Raw genomic sequence first — 14,803 nt, 5'->3', positions numbered from 1 at the left:
TGGCGATGAGGTTGGGAATGGCCATGAGGGCGTTGCAGGTATCGGCCAGAAGCCAGACAAGGTCGAGCTTGATGAGCACCCCCACAGGAATGGCGAGGCAGTACACCACGCGGAAAGGAATCTGCGCCCTGTCGCCGAAGAAGTAAATAGCGCAGCGCTCCCCGTACACGCACCAGCTCATGGCCGTGGTGAAAGCGAAAAGGGAAAGGCACAGCGCCACCACCAGGCCGCCCACGCCGGGCAGCACGCTTTCAAAGGCAGCGGAAGTCACGGCCGCTCCTTCCTCCCCGTTGCACCACTCGCCGGTGAGCAGAAGGGCGAAGGCCGTGAGGCTGCACACTACAATAGTGTCGATGAAGGTATCGAGCATGCCTATGGTGGCCTGCGTCATGGGCGAACGGGTGGAGGCGGCGGCGTGGGCCATGGGCGCGGTGCCGAGCCCGGCCTCGTTGGAGAATATGCCCCGCGCCATACCCATGCGTATGGCCATCATGACGGAAGCGCCCGCCGCGCCGCCCTGGGCCGCCGTGGGCGTGAATGCCTCGCGAATCACCATGGCGAAAATGCCGGGCACCTCGCCCAGGTGCATGGCTATGACTACCAGCGACATGCCCGCATAACACAGCGCCATGGCGGGCACGACTTTCCCGGCCACGGCGGCGATGCGCTTCACCCCGCCGAGCAGCACCATGCCCGAAAGCACAAGAAGTACCGCGGCGGAAAGCCGGGGGGACACCCCGAAGCCCTTGTCGAGCACGCCGCCTATGGCATTGCTCTGCACCATGGCCCCCGTGCCTATGCAGGCCACGATGCCGAAGAGCGCAAAGGCGCTGCCGAGCCACATCCAGCGTCGGCCCAGGCCGTTCTTAATAAAGAACATGGCCCCGCCCACCCAGTTGCCCGCCGGGGTGCGCTCGCGAAAATGCACGGCGAGCAGTACCTCGCTGAACTTGGTGGCCATGCCCACAAGGGCCGTCATCCACATCCAGAACAAAGCCCCGGGGCCGCCCATATAAATAGCCGTAGCCACGCCCACGATGTTGCCCGTGCCTATGTCCCCGGCCAGGGCCGTCATGAGCGCGTTGAAGGGAGAAATCTCCCCATGCCCGGCATCCTGCCCGCGACCGGCCCAGGCATGACGCATGCCCCGCGCAAAATTGCGTATGGTGAAAAAGCGGAGCCCTATGGTGAGATACAGGCCGGTGCCGAAAAGAAGCACCAGCATGCACGGGCCCCAGACGAAATTGTTGATGTGCGTGAGCCATTCCATGATGCGATACCTTCATGTACAAAAGCAATAATTCCCCATAATATCGCATAACACGGCAAACGGCAAGGCAAAGACGAAAATCCACAAGCGCCGCCTGCCGGCTTGCAGAGGCTCGGCGCCTTCCTGCAGGGCACAACCTGCACCTCTCAAAAAAAAGTCCCAGCCGCAAGATACGGCGGAGACCCTTTCCTCATGGCATACGCCTTCACGGCAATTTACCGGAACAAACGCAGAAGACGCCTCCCGCCGCACGGAGGCAAAAAAGCTCTGCCCCATACATTAAAACGCGCGGAGCAAGGGAAGAGGCGGCACGAAGGCGCAGCCCTCCCGAAACCTCAGGCGCAGCAGGCGTGAATGTCCACTTCCATGCCCTCCATGAGGGAGCGGGTGATCATGCAGCCCTTCACAACGGCAAGACAGTGCTCCAGCGTCTCGCGGTCGGCTTCGTCCGCCTCCACCTGCACGTCGATCTCAATGCGGGTGACAAAGGAGACGCCGTCGCGCTGCACTTTTTCCGCGCGGCCCGTACCCCTGATGCTGCGGTACTGCACGTCGCGGGCGAGCAGGGCCGCGTTCAAGGTGCCGCAGAAGCAATCCAGCGCGGCGGCGACCAGCAGGGCGCGGGCCGTGCCCTGCCTCTTTTCCGGTGGAACGGCGGAGAAATCGGCATGCATATCCCCCAGAAGAGGATGCCCGAAATTGATGCTGAATCCCCGGGGGTTATGCTCAAACGTGACGATATCGCTCATGGAGAATCTCCTTCAACGTGGTCTGTCGCTGTATTTTGCTCAGGAAAATACCGCCTGTTGCACAAAAATCTCCCGGAAAACGCTCGGGAAAAGGCCGGCCAGCCTCCCGGAAAAAGCCCGGATCCCTTTTCCGCCCGTGCGCCGCAGGCACTCCCCGCCCCGCAGGGAAAACGCCCGCATACAGGCCCTGTTCCGCCCCTGCCGAAATATCCTCAGCGGGGGCAGAGCCTGCGCAGAAGGGAGAGAAATTCGCGGCGGGGAATCTCCTCCGCGCCGAAGCGCAGCATGTGCGGCGTGGTCTGCTGGCAGTCCACCACAGCCACCTCCTGCTCCCTGAGCCAGGAGATGAGATGCACCACGGCGGCCTTGGAAGCGTCCGGCCGCAGGTGGAACATGGATTCCCCGAAAAAAGCCCGGCCCCGCAGCACGCCGTACAGCCCCCCGGCAAGCTCCCCCTCCTCCCACACCTCCACGGAATGGGCGTAGCCGAGGGCGTGCAGGCGCTCGTAGGCCTCCACCATGGCGGGCACAAGCCAGGTTCCGCCCTGCCCCGGGCGCGGGGTGAAGGCGCAGGCGCGTATGACACGGGAAAAGGCGGCGTCCACACTGAAGGAAAAGCGCCCGCTTTTCAGCACACGGCGCAGGCTCGCGCCCACATGCAGCCTTTCGGGAAAAAGCACGCAGCGCGGATCCGGCGACCACCAGAGTATGGGGGAATCTTCCTCATACCAGGGAAAAATGCCGCGCGCGTAGGCATAAAGCAGCCTTTCGGGGGAAAGGTCGCCCCCGGCCATGAGCAGCCCGCCCTCCAGGGCGCGTTCCGCCGGGGGGAACCATAACGGCCCGCCTTCGGGCATCCACGCAAGAGGGGCCGCCATAGGAAAACTACCTGCTCACTGTGAACGTCAGGCGCCCGGCCTCGGGGCTTTCCGCCTCCACGCGCACCTTGCCGCCCTTTTCCAGGCTGCCGAAAAGCAGAAGCTCGGCCAGCCTGTCTTCCAGCTCGGCGCGGATCACGCGCTGAAGCGGGCGCGCGCCCATGCGCGGGTCGAAGCCCCTGCGCGCGAGCCAGTCCCTTGCGGACTCGGCCAGGGAAAGGGAAACACGGCGTGCGGCAAGGCCCGGGGCAAGCGCCGCCACGCTCTTGTCAACAATGCGGCCCATGAGCTCGAAGCTCAGGCTCCGGAAAGGCACTATGGCGTCCAGCCTGTTGCGGAATTCCGGGCTGAAGGTCTGCTCCACGGCCCCGGCGCTGCGGTCCGACGCGCGGCTCGTGGACCAGAAGCCTACCGGCGACTGTTCCATTTCCCTCGCGCCCGCGTTGGTAGTCATGATGAGCACCACATTGCGGAAATCCGCCTTGCGGCCGGTATTGTCCGTAAGGGTGGCGTAATCCATGACCTGCAGAAGCACGTTGTACACGTCGGGGTGAGCCTTTTCCACCTCGTCGAGCAGAAGAACGGCGTGGGGCGTCTTGCGTATGGCCTCGGTGAGCAGGCCGCCCTGCTCGAAGCCCACATAGCCGGGAGGCGAACCGATGAGCCGCGCCACGGCATGCTTTTCCATGTATTCGCTCATGTCGAAGCGTACGAAGGCGACGTCGAGAAGCTCGGCAAGCGCTTTTGCCAGCTCCGTCTTGCCCACGCCTGTGGGCCCGTGGAAGAGGAAGGAAGCCGCCGGGCGGTTCTCCCGGCTCAGCCCCGCGCGGGAACGCAGTATGGCCCGCACAATGGCATCCACGGCCTGATCCTGCCCGAACACGCGGGAAAGCAGGTCTTCCCGGAGGGTCTGCAACCTCTCCTTCTCGCCCCGGCTCACGCTGCGGGCGGGGATGCCCGCCATGCGCGCCACCACCCGCTCGATATCCTGCACGGAAACCGCCGCGCCCCGGCGGAAACCGGGCTTGAGGCCTGCGGCAGCCCCGGCTTCGTCCATGACGTCGATAGCCTTGTCGGGCAGGAGCCTGTCCTGAATATGACGGGCGGAAAGCTCCACCGCGGCCTGCACGGCCCCTTTGGAATACTTCACCCCGTGAAATTTCTCGTAGTGCGGCTGAAGGCCGCGCAGTATGTCGAGGCAGTCCGCCTCGGAGGGCTCGCGCACGTCCACACACTGGAAGCGGCGGCTCAGGGCGCGGTCCTTCTCAAAATGGTTGCGGTATTCCTCATGGGTGGTGGAACCTATGCAGCGCAGTTCCCCGGCGGCCAGCACGGGCTTGAGCAGGTTCGAGGCGTCCATGGAACCGCCGCTCGTGGCCCCGGCCCCCACGATGGTATGGATCTCGTCGATGAAAAGAATGGCCCCGGGCTTCTGCCGGAGCTCGCCCACCACATCCTTGATGCGCGCCTCGAAATCGCCGCGGTACTTGGAACCGGCCAGCAGGGAGCCCAGATCCAGCGCGTACATGGCTATGGAGCGGAAGGAGCGCGGCACCTCGCCCTGCGCAATCTTCCAGGCCAGGCCCTCGGCTATGGCCGTTTTGCCCGTGCCCGGCTCGCCCACAAGCAGCGGATTGTTCTTGCGGCGGCGGGAAAGGATCTCCAGAAGCCTCGCCACCTCGGCCCCGCGCCCCACCAGAGGGTCGATGCGGCCCTGCTTCGCCTTTTCCACAAGGTCCACGGCGTAGCGCTCCAGCGCGGAAGCCTGGGGTGCTTCCTCCTGGCGCTCCGCACCCTCCTGCGTGCGGCGGCGCGCGGCCTGGCGCAGGATTTCCGGCAGCTCGTGGGAGACGAACTCCAGCACGCGCAGCCTGTCCACCCCCTGCCTGCGCAGGTAGAAGGCCGCCCAGCTGTCTTCCTCCTCGAACATGGCGGCCAGGACGTCGCCTATGTCGGCATCGCGCCGGCCGGAAGACTGCACATGGGCGACCGCCCTCTCCAGCACCCTTTCCAGGGCCTCGGTCTGCAGCACTTCGCTTTCCGCGGAGGGTTCCGGCCCCGTGGCGGGCAGATAGCGCGAAAGATATTCTTCCAGCTGATGCCTGAGCTCCGGTATGTCCGCCCCGCAGCCCTTGAGTATGACGCGGCCCATCTGCTCGCGCGTCATGGCAAGCAGCAGATGTTCCACCGTCAGACATTCATGGCGGCGCGACCGCATTTCCATCACGGCCAGAGCCAGAGCCTGCATCAGAGAGCGTGCCATCATCGCGGAATACCCCTTTTTTCTGAAACCATTTCCCCATTGTACCTGCCCGGCAGGGAGATTGCAAGATACGCCTCCCGGGGCCGGGCGGGAAAAGGGACTTCCTGCGGGAAGGCGGGAAAAAACGGCGGCCGCGCCTGCAGAAGAAGGGGCCTCCCCGCAGACGGATTCCGGGCCCGGAGCCCGGCCGCATGAGAAAAGAAGCCCCGGCCCCGCGGGATGCGGAACCGGGACGGCATGCGGGAAGCAGGCTCCCCGCCTATTCCTTTTCCATGGTGCAGCGCAGGGGGAACCCCGCAATCTTCGCGCGGCCCGTCACCTGGTTCACCCGGAACTCGGCGATTTCCTTCGGATACACGCCGCACACGCCCGTGCCCTTCTCGTGCACGGACATCATGATAGCCACGGCCTCCTGCTGCGACTTATGGAACACGTCCTGAAGGATGTTCACCACGAAATCCATGGTGGTGTAGTCGTCGTTATGCAGAAGAACGCGGTACATGGACGGTTCCTTCAGCTCTTCCTCCAGCGTGACGCCCGACTCCTCGCCGGGCGCGCCTTCGTACTCCTGACTCATGCCTTGCTCCTCTTTTGCGCGGTATGCGCAAGACAACGGTTTATCGGCCGCCGGGCCTTGAGGGCTTACTCCACTTCGGCCTTCAGGGCGTCGGCCTGGGCCTGGGAGGCGAGAGCCTCCACCATATCTTCGATTTCCCCTTCCATGAAACGGTCGAGAGAGTACATGGTGAGGTTGATGCGGTGATCCGTCACGCGGCCCTGAGGGAAATTGTAGGTGCGGATGCGCTCGGAACGGTCGCCGGACCCCACCTGGGAGCGGCGCTCCGCCGCTTCGGAGGCGTGCTGCTTTTCCTGTTCCGCCTGAAGGATGCGCGAGGCGAGCACCTTCATGGCGCGGGCCTTGTTCTTGTGCTGGGAACGCTCGTCCTCGCAGGTGACCACGATGCCCGTGGGGATATGCGTGATGCGCACGGCCGATTCCGTCTTGTTGACGTGCTGGCCGCCCGCGCCGGAGGCGCGGTACACGTCGATGCGCAGATCTTCGGGGCGGAGGTTGACGTCCACTTCCTCGGCCTCGGGCATGACGGCCACGGTGGCGGCGGAAGTGTGGATACGGCCCTGCGATTCCGTGGCCGGTACGCGCTGCACGCGGTGCGTACCGGATTCATAGCGCAGGCGGCTGTAAACGCGCTTGCCCGAAACCAGGGCTATGACTTCCTTGTAGCCGCCCGCATCTGTGGGCATTTCGGAGATGATTTCCACCTTCCAGTGCTGAAGCTCGGCATAGCGGCAGTACATGTGGAAAAGGTCGGCCGCAAAAAGCGCCGCCTCGTCGCCGCCCGTGCCCGCGCGCACTTCCAGCACGGTATTCTTCTCATCCAGCGGGTCGGGAGGAAGCAGCATGAGACGCAGCTTATGCTCGCGCTCGGGCAGTTCCTTTTCGATGCGGCGAATCTCCTCCTGCGCCATGTCGCGGATATCATGATCCTCGTCGTTCAGAAGTTCCTTGTTTTCCTCAAGCTGTTTCTGGAGGTCGCGGTACTCGCGAAAGGCAAGAACCACAGGTTCCACGTCGGCGCGGGCCTTGGCCGTCTTACGGTACTGCTCCGGGTCGGACAGCACGGCAGGGTCGGCAAGCGTCTGCTCCAGCTCTTCATAGCGTTTTTCCAGATTTTCCAGTTTCGCAAACATAGTCACTCCATCACGGTAGGATCGGGGGATTCAAAACGGCCGGCAAAGGGGCTTTCCGGCCCGAGAGCTTCCCTGAGCGCGGCGACGGCCACCTCAAGCTGCCTGTCGTCGGGTTCCCGCGTGGTGAGCAGCTGCAGGAAAAAGCCCGGGGCGCGCAGCAGGCGGCCCCAGAAGCCGTCTTCCAGGGCAGCCGCGTAGCGGATAAGCTCATAGGCGAGAGCGCTCACCGGCAGGATGAGCAGTATTTTAAAAAGGACGATGCCCGCATGGCGCAGCATCGCAGAGGAAGGCTCCCACACCATGAGCAGCAGGGGAACCAGCACCGCATGCAGCACTATGGACACGCAGAGCACGAAAAGCAGAAAGGTGGTACCGCAGCGCGGATGCAGGCGGCTGCCCCGCCTCGCCGTCTCCACCGTGACCATGCCGCCCTTCTCAAAAGCGTGTATGGTCTTGTGCTCTGCCCCGTGGTACTGGAACACGCGCCGTATCTCGGGCAGGAAGGATATGGCCGCAATATAGCCTATGAACATGAGGAACTTGAAAATCCCGTCCCATATATGGAAGGAAAAGCCCTGCATGCCGCCGGAAAGGCCGAGATATTGCATGAAAAGCGCCAGAAGATGCGGTGCGGCCACAAAAAGCGCTACGGCGGCGCCGAAGGCCATGAGAAGCGTAAGGGCTACCTCGCCGCGCGTCATGGGGCCGGAATCCTCGTCGCCGGAAAGGTCGGCCGAGCGGTTCAGGGCCCGGATGCCGTTGGCAAGGCTTTCCACCAGCACGGGAAAGCCGCGCAGGAAACGCACGGCGCGCAGCCCCTTCGGCCCCACGCTCCGCCAGAGGCGGCTTTCCACGGCAATCGTGCCCGAAGGGCGGCGCACCGCGAGCGCGCAGGAGGCGCCGTTGCGCATGAGCACGCCTTCCATGACGGCCTGCCCGCCCACCAGGGGCAGGGCGCAGCTTTCACCCGCAAGCGCAAGGAGGCGGAGAAAAGAAAACCTGAGCTTCATGCTTTTTCCTGAACTTTGCCGGACTCCGTAATACAGGCGGAGAAAGGCGCCTCCGGCGCGCTTCCGTCCGCAGCAGGCCCGGAGGATTGCGCCGCGCCCGGACAAAAGGGCGAAGCACCCCACGCGCCTGCGGGGAAGGCTCCGGCACAAGAACCGGGGCCCAAACTCAAAAACCTCCCCAGGAAAGCCTGGGGAGGTTCCGCTCGTTCCCGGCTCAGAACACGCCGGAACCAGCGTTACTTGGCGAATTTGGCGTACTTCTTACGGAAGCGGTCGATACGGCCGGCGGTGTCGACGAAGCGCTGCTTGCCGGTGAAGAACGGATGGCAGGCGGAGCAGATTTCGACGTGCACAGTTTCGCCCTTGGTGGAGAGAACTTCCACGACGTTGCCGCAGGCGCAGACAAGCTTGGCCTTGTACACTTTGGGATGGATGCCTTCTTTCATGGTACACTCCTCAGATGATTTGCGGACCCACGGGTTCGCCCATACCCACCTTGGTAGGCGGACAGTCGCCTAGTCGCCCGATTTACCGCAGCGTTGAGATTCAAGTCGGAGAACCCTACTTCTTTTTTCGCCTCCCGTCCAGTGTTTTCCTCACTCCCACCTCGGTAAGGGAGCCGCAGAGGGGCAGAAAGGGGCCCGCCCCGGGTGCTGCGCCGGAAAGCTCCCCTGCAAAGAGGGCCGGGTAGCGCCAATATTGAATGGAGAAAAATACCCCACGCGCAGGGGAGGGACAAAAGCAGGAAAAGCGGCCGGGAACCCGAAAGCTCCCCGCACGCAGGGGAGCCGCGTTCCTCATACCTGCGCGGCCAATTCCTCGCGTCAAAAGCTCCCCGCGGGGGGAAGCGGCCGTGAAAAACAGCCTGCGCCGGACGGGCGCACGCATCGGGCCGCTCCTCCGCATGTTTCAGGAATCCCGTCGACAGGCGACAAGCAGCCGCCAGCGAGCCCCGGGCGCTTCAGGGCGGGCATCCCCGGCCTCCGGCCACCTGCCGGAGAGGGGGGCGCAGCCCGCCCTGCCGCATGGAAAAGCGCCCTGATAAAAATGCGGCCTCGTCACTGGACGGGAAGGCGGGTAAAGGCTATACCATTGCCCATGCGTTACTATCCCCTTTTTCTCGACCTTGCCGACGCCCGCTGCCTGGTAGTGGGGGCCGGGCCCGTGGGGCGGCGCAAAATCGCCTCCCTTCTGGCATGCCGCCCCCAAAGCGTGCTCGTCCTCGACCCGGCGCTTGACGAAAAGGCGCTGGAGAAGGCCGTATCCGGCCTGCCCTGCGAGGCCCTTTCTTGGGAAAGGCGGGCCTTCCGGCCGCAGGACGCGGAGCATAAGACCCTGGTATTCGCAGCCACGCCTTCGGCGGCCGTGAATTCCGCCGTGGCCGGCCTGTGCCGCTCCCTGGGCATACTCTGCAACGTGGCGGGGCCGCTGGAAGAAGGGGCGGGCGGCAACTTTCTCGTACCTGCGCATGTCGAGGAGGGGCCCCTTACCCTGGCCCTTTCCACCGGGGGATGCAGCCCCGCCCTGGCCCGCGCCCTGAAGGAAGACCTCGCGCGGTGGATACAGGGCGGCTATGCTTCCCTTGCCCTGCTTTTGAAGGCCCTGCGCCCGAAACTGCTCGCCCTGAACCTCGGCAGCGATGCGGATGCGGAAATCTTCCGCACACTCTGCGCTCAGCCCCTGCGCGGTCAGCTCATGGACGCGCTTTCCCGCGCCGACCATGCCGCCGTCGACGCAATGCTCGCCCCGCATCTGCCCCCCGCCCTTTCCTTTTCCGCCAAGGAGTTCTTCCATGGACTGGACTGATATCTTCTCCTACCTCAGCCTCGCGCTGTACGCGCCTGCCACCGTGGCCGCCCTCGCCGGGGTGCTCGGTCGCTCGATGCGGGTGAAAAGGCTCTCCTGCCTGCTCTGCGCCGCAGGCTTTGCCGCCCACAGCCTCTGGCTTGTCGCCGCGCTCGCCTCCGGGGCCTTCAGCGCCGTATCGCGCGGCTTCTACCTTCTGCCGCTCTCGTGGTTCCTGGTGCTTGCCGGGCTCTTCATGGCCCGCCGCCAGCACATGGATATAGCCCTGTATTTCGCCGCACCGTGGGCCTTCTTCCTCTGCGCGTGCGCGCTGGGCTTTTCCTCCACGCCGGGCGCCATGCCCATGGCCGGGCCGCTTTTCGTGCTGCACCTTGCCGCCATATTCGTGGGCGTGGGCGTCATGGCCGTGGCCGCCGGGGCGGGAGCACTCTTTCTCTGGCAGGAGGGCGCAATCAAGAAAAAAATGCCTCTGGAAGGCTTCCGCAAAGACCTGCCCGCCCTGGGCGCACTCGACAGAGTGAACGCCATGGCCACGCTCATCGGCTTTCCCTGCTACAGCCTCGGTGTCCTCTGCGGCTTCCTCTGGGCGCGCATCAGCTGGGGAAGCTTCGTCAGCGGCGACATGAAGGAATGGGTCTCCCTCATCATCCTCGCCGTGTACGCCCTGCTCTTCCATCAGCGCCAGGCCCTCGGCTGGCGCGGGCGCAAGCCCGCCATACTGGCCCTTGTCATCTTCTCCGCCTCGCTGTTCTCCATGTTCGTGGTGAACACCGTCTTCCCCACGCAACACGGCTTCTAGCGGCCGCCCCCAACCAGCCTTTTCACCAGGAACGCCATGAACAGCACCATTCACCTTATCGGCATCAATCACCGCACGGCCGCCGTGGAGGTGCGCGAGAAGTTCGCGCTCACCAACTTCTGCTCCCCCGAAACCTGGGCCATTCCCACCGGGGGAGATATCGGGGAATCACTCATCCTTTCCACCTGCAACCGCGTGGAAGTGCTCGTGGTGGGCGAAGGGGACAGGCCACGCATCCGCGCCCTGGAATACTGGGCGAAGGCAAGGGGGAAAAGCGTGGACGAGCTTGAGCCCTACCTCTACCAGTACAGGAACGACGAGGCCATACGCCACCTCTTCAACGTGGCCTCCAGCCTGGATTCGCTGGTGCTCGGGGAGCCGCAGATCCTCGGCCAGCTCAAGGCCGCCTACCGCAAGGCCACCCAGAGCCACAGCGCGGGTACCATCATCAACCGCTTGCTGCACAAGGCTTTTTCCGTGGCCAAGAGGGTGCGCTCGGAGACGGGCGTGGCCTCCAGCGCCGTGTCCATAAGCTATGCCGCCGTGGAACTGGCCAAGCAGATCTTCGACGACATGGGCAGCCACAACGCCCTCATCATCGGCGCGGGGGAAATGGCGGAACTTGCCGCCCTGCACCTCAGGCAGGCCGGGGTGAAACGCATCCGCGTCTCCAACCGCACCTTCGCCCGGGCCGAAGAACTGGCGCACCGCCTCGGCGGCGAAGCCGTGCCCTTCGAGCAGCTCTTCTCCCACCTTGTGGACACCGATATCGTCATCAGCTCCACCGGCGCGCCCGACGCCATCATCCATGAGAAGGACATGAAGGACGTGATGAAAAAACGCAAGCACCGCCCCATGTTCCTCATCGATATCGCCATGCCGCGCGACATAGCCCCTTCCGTAAACACGCTGGACAACGTGTACCTCTACGATATCGACGACCTCAAGGAAGTGGTGGAAGAGCACATCGCGGAACGCCGCAAGGAAGCCGTGCGCGCCCGCGCCATAGTGGACGAGGAGACTCTTGCCTTCCATCAGTGGATGGAATCGCTCACGCTCCAGCCCACCATCGTGGCGCTGGTGGAGCGGGGGCAGCGCATCATGGAAGAGGAGCTCGCCAAGACCCTGCACCGCTTGGGCCCTGTGGACGAGCACACGCGGGAAGCGCTGGAAATCATGGCAAGCTCCCTGGTGCGGCGCTTCAACCACGAGCCTATTTCCTTCATGAAGGACCGCTTCCATGAAGCGGACAACCCCGAATACACCTTGCAGGCCGTGGATACGGTGCGCCGCGTCTTCAATCTGAAATAACGCACCCGGAACGAAAAGCCGAAGGCATACCCACAGATCTGCCTGCGGAGCTGGAGCGCTCCCCCCCCCTTCAGGACGCAATCTCCCAAAGATACGAAAAGCCCGTGCGGCGTCGGCCCACGGGCTCTTTTTGCCGAAAGGCGGCAGGCAAAACACACGTCGGCCGAAGCCGCCGCTTACAGCCCCACGAAACAGAAGGAAAACGGGGCCTGCGCCCTCTTTTTGCCGCTCCCCCTGCGCTTCCGGGACTTTCCGGCCTGCGGCGGGCGTCTGCAATGCCGCCCCGGACGCAAAAACAGAGACTTTTGCAGCGCCGGGAAAGACGGAAGCTCCGGCCCCAAAACACGGCCTGCCTCTCAGCTTCCGCCCCTCCGCCCGCAGCCCTCGGGCAAAAAAGCGCTTTCTGCCCCGCCCGGCCGTGCGGGGCGTACCCGGGCAAAAAAGCGCCCGCCTGCACCCTACATGAGGCCCATGAACTTCGCGGCGTTCGTGTAGAACACCTCCTCCAGCGCCTTGTCGGGCAGGCCGCAGGAGAGAACACGCTGTATTTCCACGCTGGGGTGATGGAAGGGCGAATCAATGCCGAACATCACCCTTTCCGCGCCCACGGTCTCATACGCATTTTTAATCTGGCAGCCCATGGGCATGCCCGACACTTCAAGGAAAAGGTTGTCGTACTTTTTCGCCATGTTGATGCTGCCTTCTATGTACACGCCGTGGCCGTGCCCCATGTGTATCATCACCGTAGGCACGTCGGGGTGGCGCTCGGCAAGCAGCCCTATCTGCCAGGGCAGGGAAAAGGGCGGATGCCCGCAGTGGATGAACACCGGCTTTCCATACGCCTGCGCTATATCCATAATGGGGTCAACCATGGGAGAATCAGCAGTGAAGGCGTCGAAAAGCGGCTGCATCTTCACCCCGGCAAAGCCCTCATCGCGCAGGTAATGCTCAAGCATGTCATAAGCCTGCGCGCCCAGATTGGCATTGACCCAGCAAAGCGGCAGGATACGCTCCGGCATGGCGTGCCATGCCGCGTTCAGCTCCTCATTGAGATGCGCGCCCGCCGGGCAGAGTATGGTTTTTTCTATGTTGTACTCGTCCATCTGCCGGGCGAGAAGCTCCGTATTGAAATCCACATTGAAGGGACTCCCGAAGGAACCGATATGGGAATGGGCGTCGATTTTGCGGAAAGAGAAAAAATCGTGCAGAACTTTTTCCATGACATGACTCCTTTGAACAGGGCGGGCGAGGTACGGCCGCAAGGTTGCTTAAAAGCCCGGGCATGGCCCGGGCGGAAGGGAACTATCCCTTTTTACAAACAAAAAGCAAGCGTATTCCATACCTTACTGTAGTGCCGCAATCAAGCCGAAACTTTCGACAAAATGAAGGCTCCCATGCGTGCCGGAAGGCCGGAAAAAGAGACGGCCCGAACCGGAACCACGGAGGGGCCGAGACATGCCCGGAAGGAAACGGCGCGAGGCGCCTCCTCGTCAGCGCCGGAAAAATGCCCCGCTACGCCGTAACGGTGAAAGCCCGGACCGGAGATTCCCGGAGAACGCGCCCTTTTTCCGCGTAGAGCAAAGCCGGGCGGGGGAAGGTTCCCATGCTCCCGGCCGGAGAAAATGCCGCTCCAAGGCCAGATAGCAAAAGAGCCGCAGACTTGCGCCTGCGGCTCTTGCATGCTTACTGGTGCCCAGGGGGAGACTCGAACTCCCACGCCATTCGGCGCTACCACCTCAAGATAGTGTGTCTACCAATTCCACCACCTGGGCACAGCTGTTCTTCTATAAAAAAGGCCGGGCTTTGGCAAGCTTTTTTTCCGCCCTTTTTTATTTTTTCTGCAAAGGCCCCGCACCGTGCCCTAAGAACCCGGAGACCGGACTTCTTACGGAAGGCCGGAACAGCCCTGCGCCGCCCCATGCTTGACAATCCTCCCCCGCCCGGATATTATGACTTTCCGACAACGAATTCAGGGAACCGGACGGCGGTCGCGCCGCCAACCCCGCCAGGTCCGAAAGGAAGCAACGGTAACGGTTGTTGCCGGGTGTCCGGTTCCCCAAAGGGCGCAGATCTTCTGCGCCCTTTTGTTTTTCCCCAGAATACGAAAAAAGCGCCCCTCCGCTCATCTCGCTGTGAAATGCGCCCCCGTGCCACTGCGCACGATAAAGGACGGGGGGGCGAAGGCGGCTCTTTCCATCCGCCATACCCCCCGTCTCCCTCGCGCCATGCGACGCGACATGATACGACATTTCCTCTATGAAAGCATCGGGCTGAAACAGATCCGGGCTCTTCTCCGCCCCCTCCCGGAGCTTACTGCGGACAGAAGCAGCCCTTGCCCTGCCCATGGCGCCCACGGGCGGGCTTTCCGCAAAAAACAGAAAAAGGCATCCCCGGCGGGGTATGGACCTTCTCTCCCGCCGCGCGCCCGCAGCGGAGAAAGAAAAACGTGCATGCGAACCCGGCAGAGGGAAAAATTCCGGAGCGGGCGAACATACTTTTACCCGTCAGATCCTGCGCTCCCTTTCCCCGCTCTGCCCGGCTTCAAGCATGGGCGCCCCCAGCTGGGTTCCGACAGGCTGCGCCTGAAACGCGCCGGGAGTCACATGCAAAGCTTCCGCACGGCTGGACACCAGAGCGTAACCGAGTTTGCCCGCCATGTATTCCAGAGGCTTGGTATTGCCCGTCTGCAACATGATCTGCAACAAAGTTTCCGCACCCAGCTTTGCTCCCGTATCGTAGGGATTAACTTCACGCAGAAGCGTGGAATACGGCTTTCCTATGGCCTTTGCCAGATCTTTGGCAGGCACCGGGTTATCAAGAACCAGATTATGAATCAGTGTAGAAAGTTCAGATACCATAAAAACCTCCTTGCTTGTCTTGAAACCGATTTTTTTCCCGTGCCTCTTTCACTTTCGTAAGGAAATGATACAAAAACACTGGTCTCAGTGTATTCCATTTTTGATACTTTCCGTCAAGAAAAACACAATAAAAAATAATACATTCCAAA

Annotated in this window: 13 protein-coding genes, 1 tRNA gene and 1 other RNA gene; 4 read left to right on the top strand and 11 right to left on the bottom strand. The window is 63.0% G+C overall.

Annotation, left to right across the window (positions count from 1 at the left end):
• The 8 genes from K8W16_RS08115 to rpmE form a co-directional block, all read right to left on the bottom strand.
• The coding region (locus tag K8W16_RS08115) for a sodium:alanine symporter family protein (protein ID WP_304122644.1) at nucleotides 1-1,270 on the bottom strand (1,270 nt) is incomplete at its 3' end.
• A gap of 335 nt (nucleotides 1,271-1,605) precedes the next feature.
• Entirely contained in the window at nucleotides 1,606-2,019 is a 414-nt protein-coding gene (locus tag K8W16_RS08110; RefSeq protein WP_304122643.1) for an OsmC family protein, read from the bottom strand.
• Between the two features lie 212 nt (nucleotides 2,020-2,231).
• Nucleotides 2,232-2,876, bottom strand: coding sequence for a leucyl/phenylalanyl-tRNA--protein transferase (aat, locus tag K8W16_RS08105; RefSeq protein WP_304122645.1), 645 nt, complete (start codon nucleotides 2,874-2,876; stop codon nucleotides 2,232-2,234).
• Nucleotides 2,877-2,904: 28 nt separating this feature from the next.
• Nucleotides 2,905-5,163, bottom strand: a complete 2,259-nt coding sequence (gene clpA / locus K8W16_RS08100) for an ATP-dependent Clp protease ATP-binding subunit ClpA (protein WP_304122642.1) — start codon at nucleotides 5,161-5,163, stop codon at nucleotides 2,905-2,907.
• Nucleotides 5,164-5,419: 256 nt separating this feature from the next.
• Nucleotides 5,420-5,737, bottom strand: a complete 318-nt coding sequence (clpS, locus tag K8W16_RS08095) for an ATP-dependent Clp protease adapter ClpS (RefSeq protein WP_304122641.1) — start codon at nucleotides 5,735-5,737, stop codon at nucleotides 5,420-5,422.
• Between the two features lie 65 nt (nucleotides 5,738-5,802).
• On the bottom strand, nucleotides 5,803-6,870 hold the full coding sequence (gene prfA / locus K8W16_RS08090; protein ID WP_304122640.1) for a peptide chain release factor 1: 1,068 nt from the start codon (nucleotides 6,868-6,870) through the stop codon (nucleotides 5,803-5,805).
• A gap of 2 nt (nucleotides 6,871-6,872) precedes the next feature.
• The gene (locus K8W16_RS08085; RefSeq protein ID WP_304122639.1) at nucleotides 6,873-7,880 is read right to left on the bottom strand and encodes a DUF1385 domain-containing protein; all 1,008 of its coding nucleotides are present in this window, start codon (nucleotides 7,878-7,880) and stop codon (nucleotides 6,873-6,875) included.
• Nucleotides 7,881-8,116: 236 nt separating this feature from the next.
• Entirely contained in the window at nucleotides 8,117-8,326 is a 210-nt protein-coding gene (gene rpmE, locus K8W16_RS08080; RefSeq protein WP_077073051.1) for a 50S ribosomal protein L31, read from the bottom strand.
• A 652-nt stretch (nucleotides 8,327-8,978) separates the two neighbouring features.
• Between rpmE and K8W16_RS08075 the strand changes: the two genes are divergently transcribed.
• The 3 genes from K8W16_RS08075 to hemA are packed head-to-tail and all read left to right on the top strand — an operon-like array spanning nucleotide 8,979 to nucleotide 11,796.
• The gene (locus K8W16_RS08075; RefSeq protein ID WP_304122638.1) at nucleotides 8,979-9,686 is read left to right on the top strand and encodes a bifunctional precorrin-2 dehydrogenase/sirohydrochlorin ferrochelatase; all 708 of its coding nucleotides are present in this window, start codon (nucleotides 8,979-8,981) and stop codon (nucleotides 9,684-9,686) included.
• The gene (gene ccsA, locus K8W16_RS08070) at nucleotides 9,673-10,485 is read left to right on the top strand and encodes a cytochrome c biogenesis protein CcsA (RefSeq protein WP_304122637.1); all 813 of its coding nucleotides are present in this window, start codon (nucleotides 9,673-9,675) and stop codon (nucleotides 10,483-10,485) included. The genes K8W16_RS08075 and ccsA overlap by 14 nt, the downstream gene beginning before the upstream one ends.
• Before the next feature lie 36 nt (nucleotides 10,486-10,521).
• Nucleotides 10,522-11,796 carry a glutamyl-tRNA reductase gene (gene hemA / locus K8W16_RS08065; RefSeq protein ID WP_304122636.1) on the top strand — a complete coding sequence of 425 codons (1,275 nt, stop codon included), beginning with the start codon at nucleotides 10,522-10,524 and terminating at the stop codon, nucleotides 11,794-11,796.
• A 458-nt stretch (nucleotides 11,797-12,254) separates the two neighbouring features.
• Here hemA and K8W16_RS08060 read toward each other — a convergent pair whose 3' ends face one another.
• Both K8W16_RS08060 and K8W16_RS08055 read right to left on the bottom strand, forming a co-directional pair.
• Entirely contained in the window at nucleotides 12,255-13,016 is a 762-nt protein-coding gene (locus tag K8W16_RS08060) for an amidohydrolase family protein (RefSeq protein WP_304122635.1), read from the bottom strand.
• A 467-nt stretch (nucleotides 13,017-13,483) separates the two neighbouring features.
• Nucleotides 13,484-13,568 (bottom strand) — tRNA-Leu (locus tag K8W16_RS08055).
• 196 nt (nucleotides 13,569-13,764) lie between these two features.
• Between K8W16_RS08055 and ffs the strand changes: the two genes are divergently transcribed.
• An RNA gene (gene ffs, locus K8W16_RS08050) (signal recognition particle sRNA small type) lies at nucleotides 13,765-13,860 on the top strand.
• A gap of 440 nt (nucleotides 13,861-14,300) precedes the next feature.
• On the opposite strand, the gene K8W16_RS08045 is transcribed toward ffs, so the two are convergent.
• Complete coding sequence (locus K8W16_RS08045; protein WP_304122634.1) at nucleotides 14,301-14,654, bottom strand: phage regulatory CII family protein; 354 nt, start codon at nucleotides 14,652-14,654, stop codon at nucleotides 14,301-14,303.
• Between the last annotated feature and the right edge of the window lie 149 nt (nucleotides 14,655-14,803).

Origin of the sequence: Mailhella massiliensis (assembly GCF_020741395.1) — a bacterium.
GTDB lineage: Bacteria > Desulfobacterota > Desulfovibrionia > Desulfovibrionales > Desulfovibrionaceae > Mailhella > Mailhella massiliensis_A.
This window is presented reverse-complemented; position numbering and strand designations above follow the sequence as displayed.

Bases quoted from the DNA above. Each gene is read 5' to 3' on its own strand.
- K8W16_RS08110 (WP_304122643.1), bottom strand. From the start codon at position 2,019: ATGAGCGATATCGTCACGTTTGAGCATAACCCCCGGGGATTCAGCATC.
- aat (WP_304122645.1), bottom strand. From the start codon at position 2,876: ATGCCCGAAGGCGGGCCGTTATGGTTCCCCCCGGCGGAACGCGCCCTG.
- clpA (WP_304122642.1), bottom strand. From the start codon at position 5,163: ATGATGGCACGCTCTCTGATGCAGGCTCTGGCTCTGGCCGTGATGGAA.
- clpS (WP_304122641.1), bottom strand. From the start codon at position 5,737: ATGAGTCAGGAGTACGAAGGCGCGCCCGGCGAGGAGTCGGGCGTCACG.
- prfA (WP_304122640.1), bottom strand. From the start codon at position 6,870: ATGTTTGCGAAACTGGAAAATCTGGAAAAACGCTATGAAGAGCTGGAG.
- K8W16_RS08085 (WP_304122639.1), bottom strand. From the start codon at position 7,880: ATGAAGCTCAGGTTTTCTTTTCTCCGCCTCCTTGCGCTTGCGGGTGAA.
- rpmE (WP_077073051.1), bottom strand. From the start codon at position 8,326: ATGAAAGAAGGCATCCATCCCAAAGTGTACAAGGCCAAGCTTGTCTGC.
- K8W16_RS08075 (WP_304122638.1), top strand. From the start codon at position 8,979: ATGCGTTACTATCCCCTTTTTCTCGACCTTGCCGACGCCCGCTGCCTG.
- ccsA (WP_304122637.1), top strand. From the start codon at position 9,673: ATGGACTGGACTGATATCTTCTCCTACCTCAGCCTCGCGCTGTACGCG.
- hemA (WP_304122636.1), top strand. From the start codon at position 10,522: ATGAACAGCACCATTCACCTTATCGGCATCAATCACCGCACGGCCGCC.
- K8W16_RS08060 (WP_304122635.1), bottom strand. From the start codon at position 13,016: ATGGAAAAAGTTCTGCACGATTTTTTCTCTTTCCGCAAAATCGACGCC.
- K8W16_RS08045 (WP_304122634.1), bottom strand. From the start codon at position 14,654: ATGGTATCTGAACTTTCTACACTGATTCATAATCTGGTTCTTGATAAC.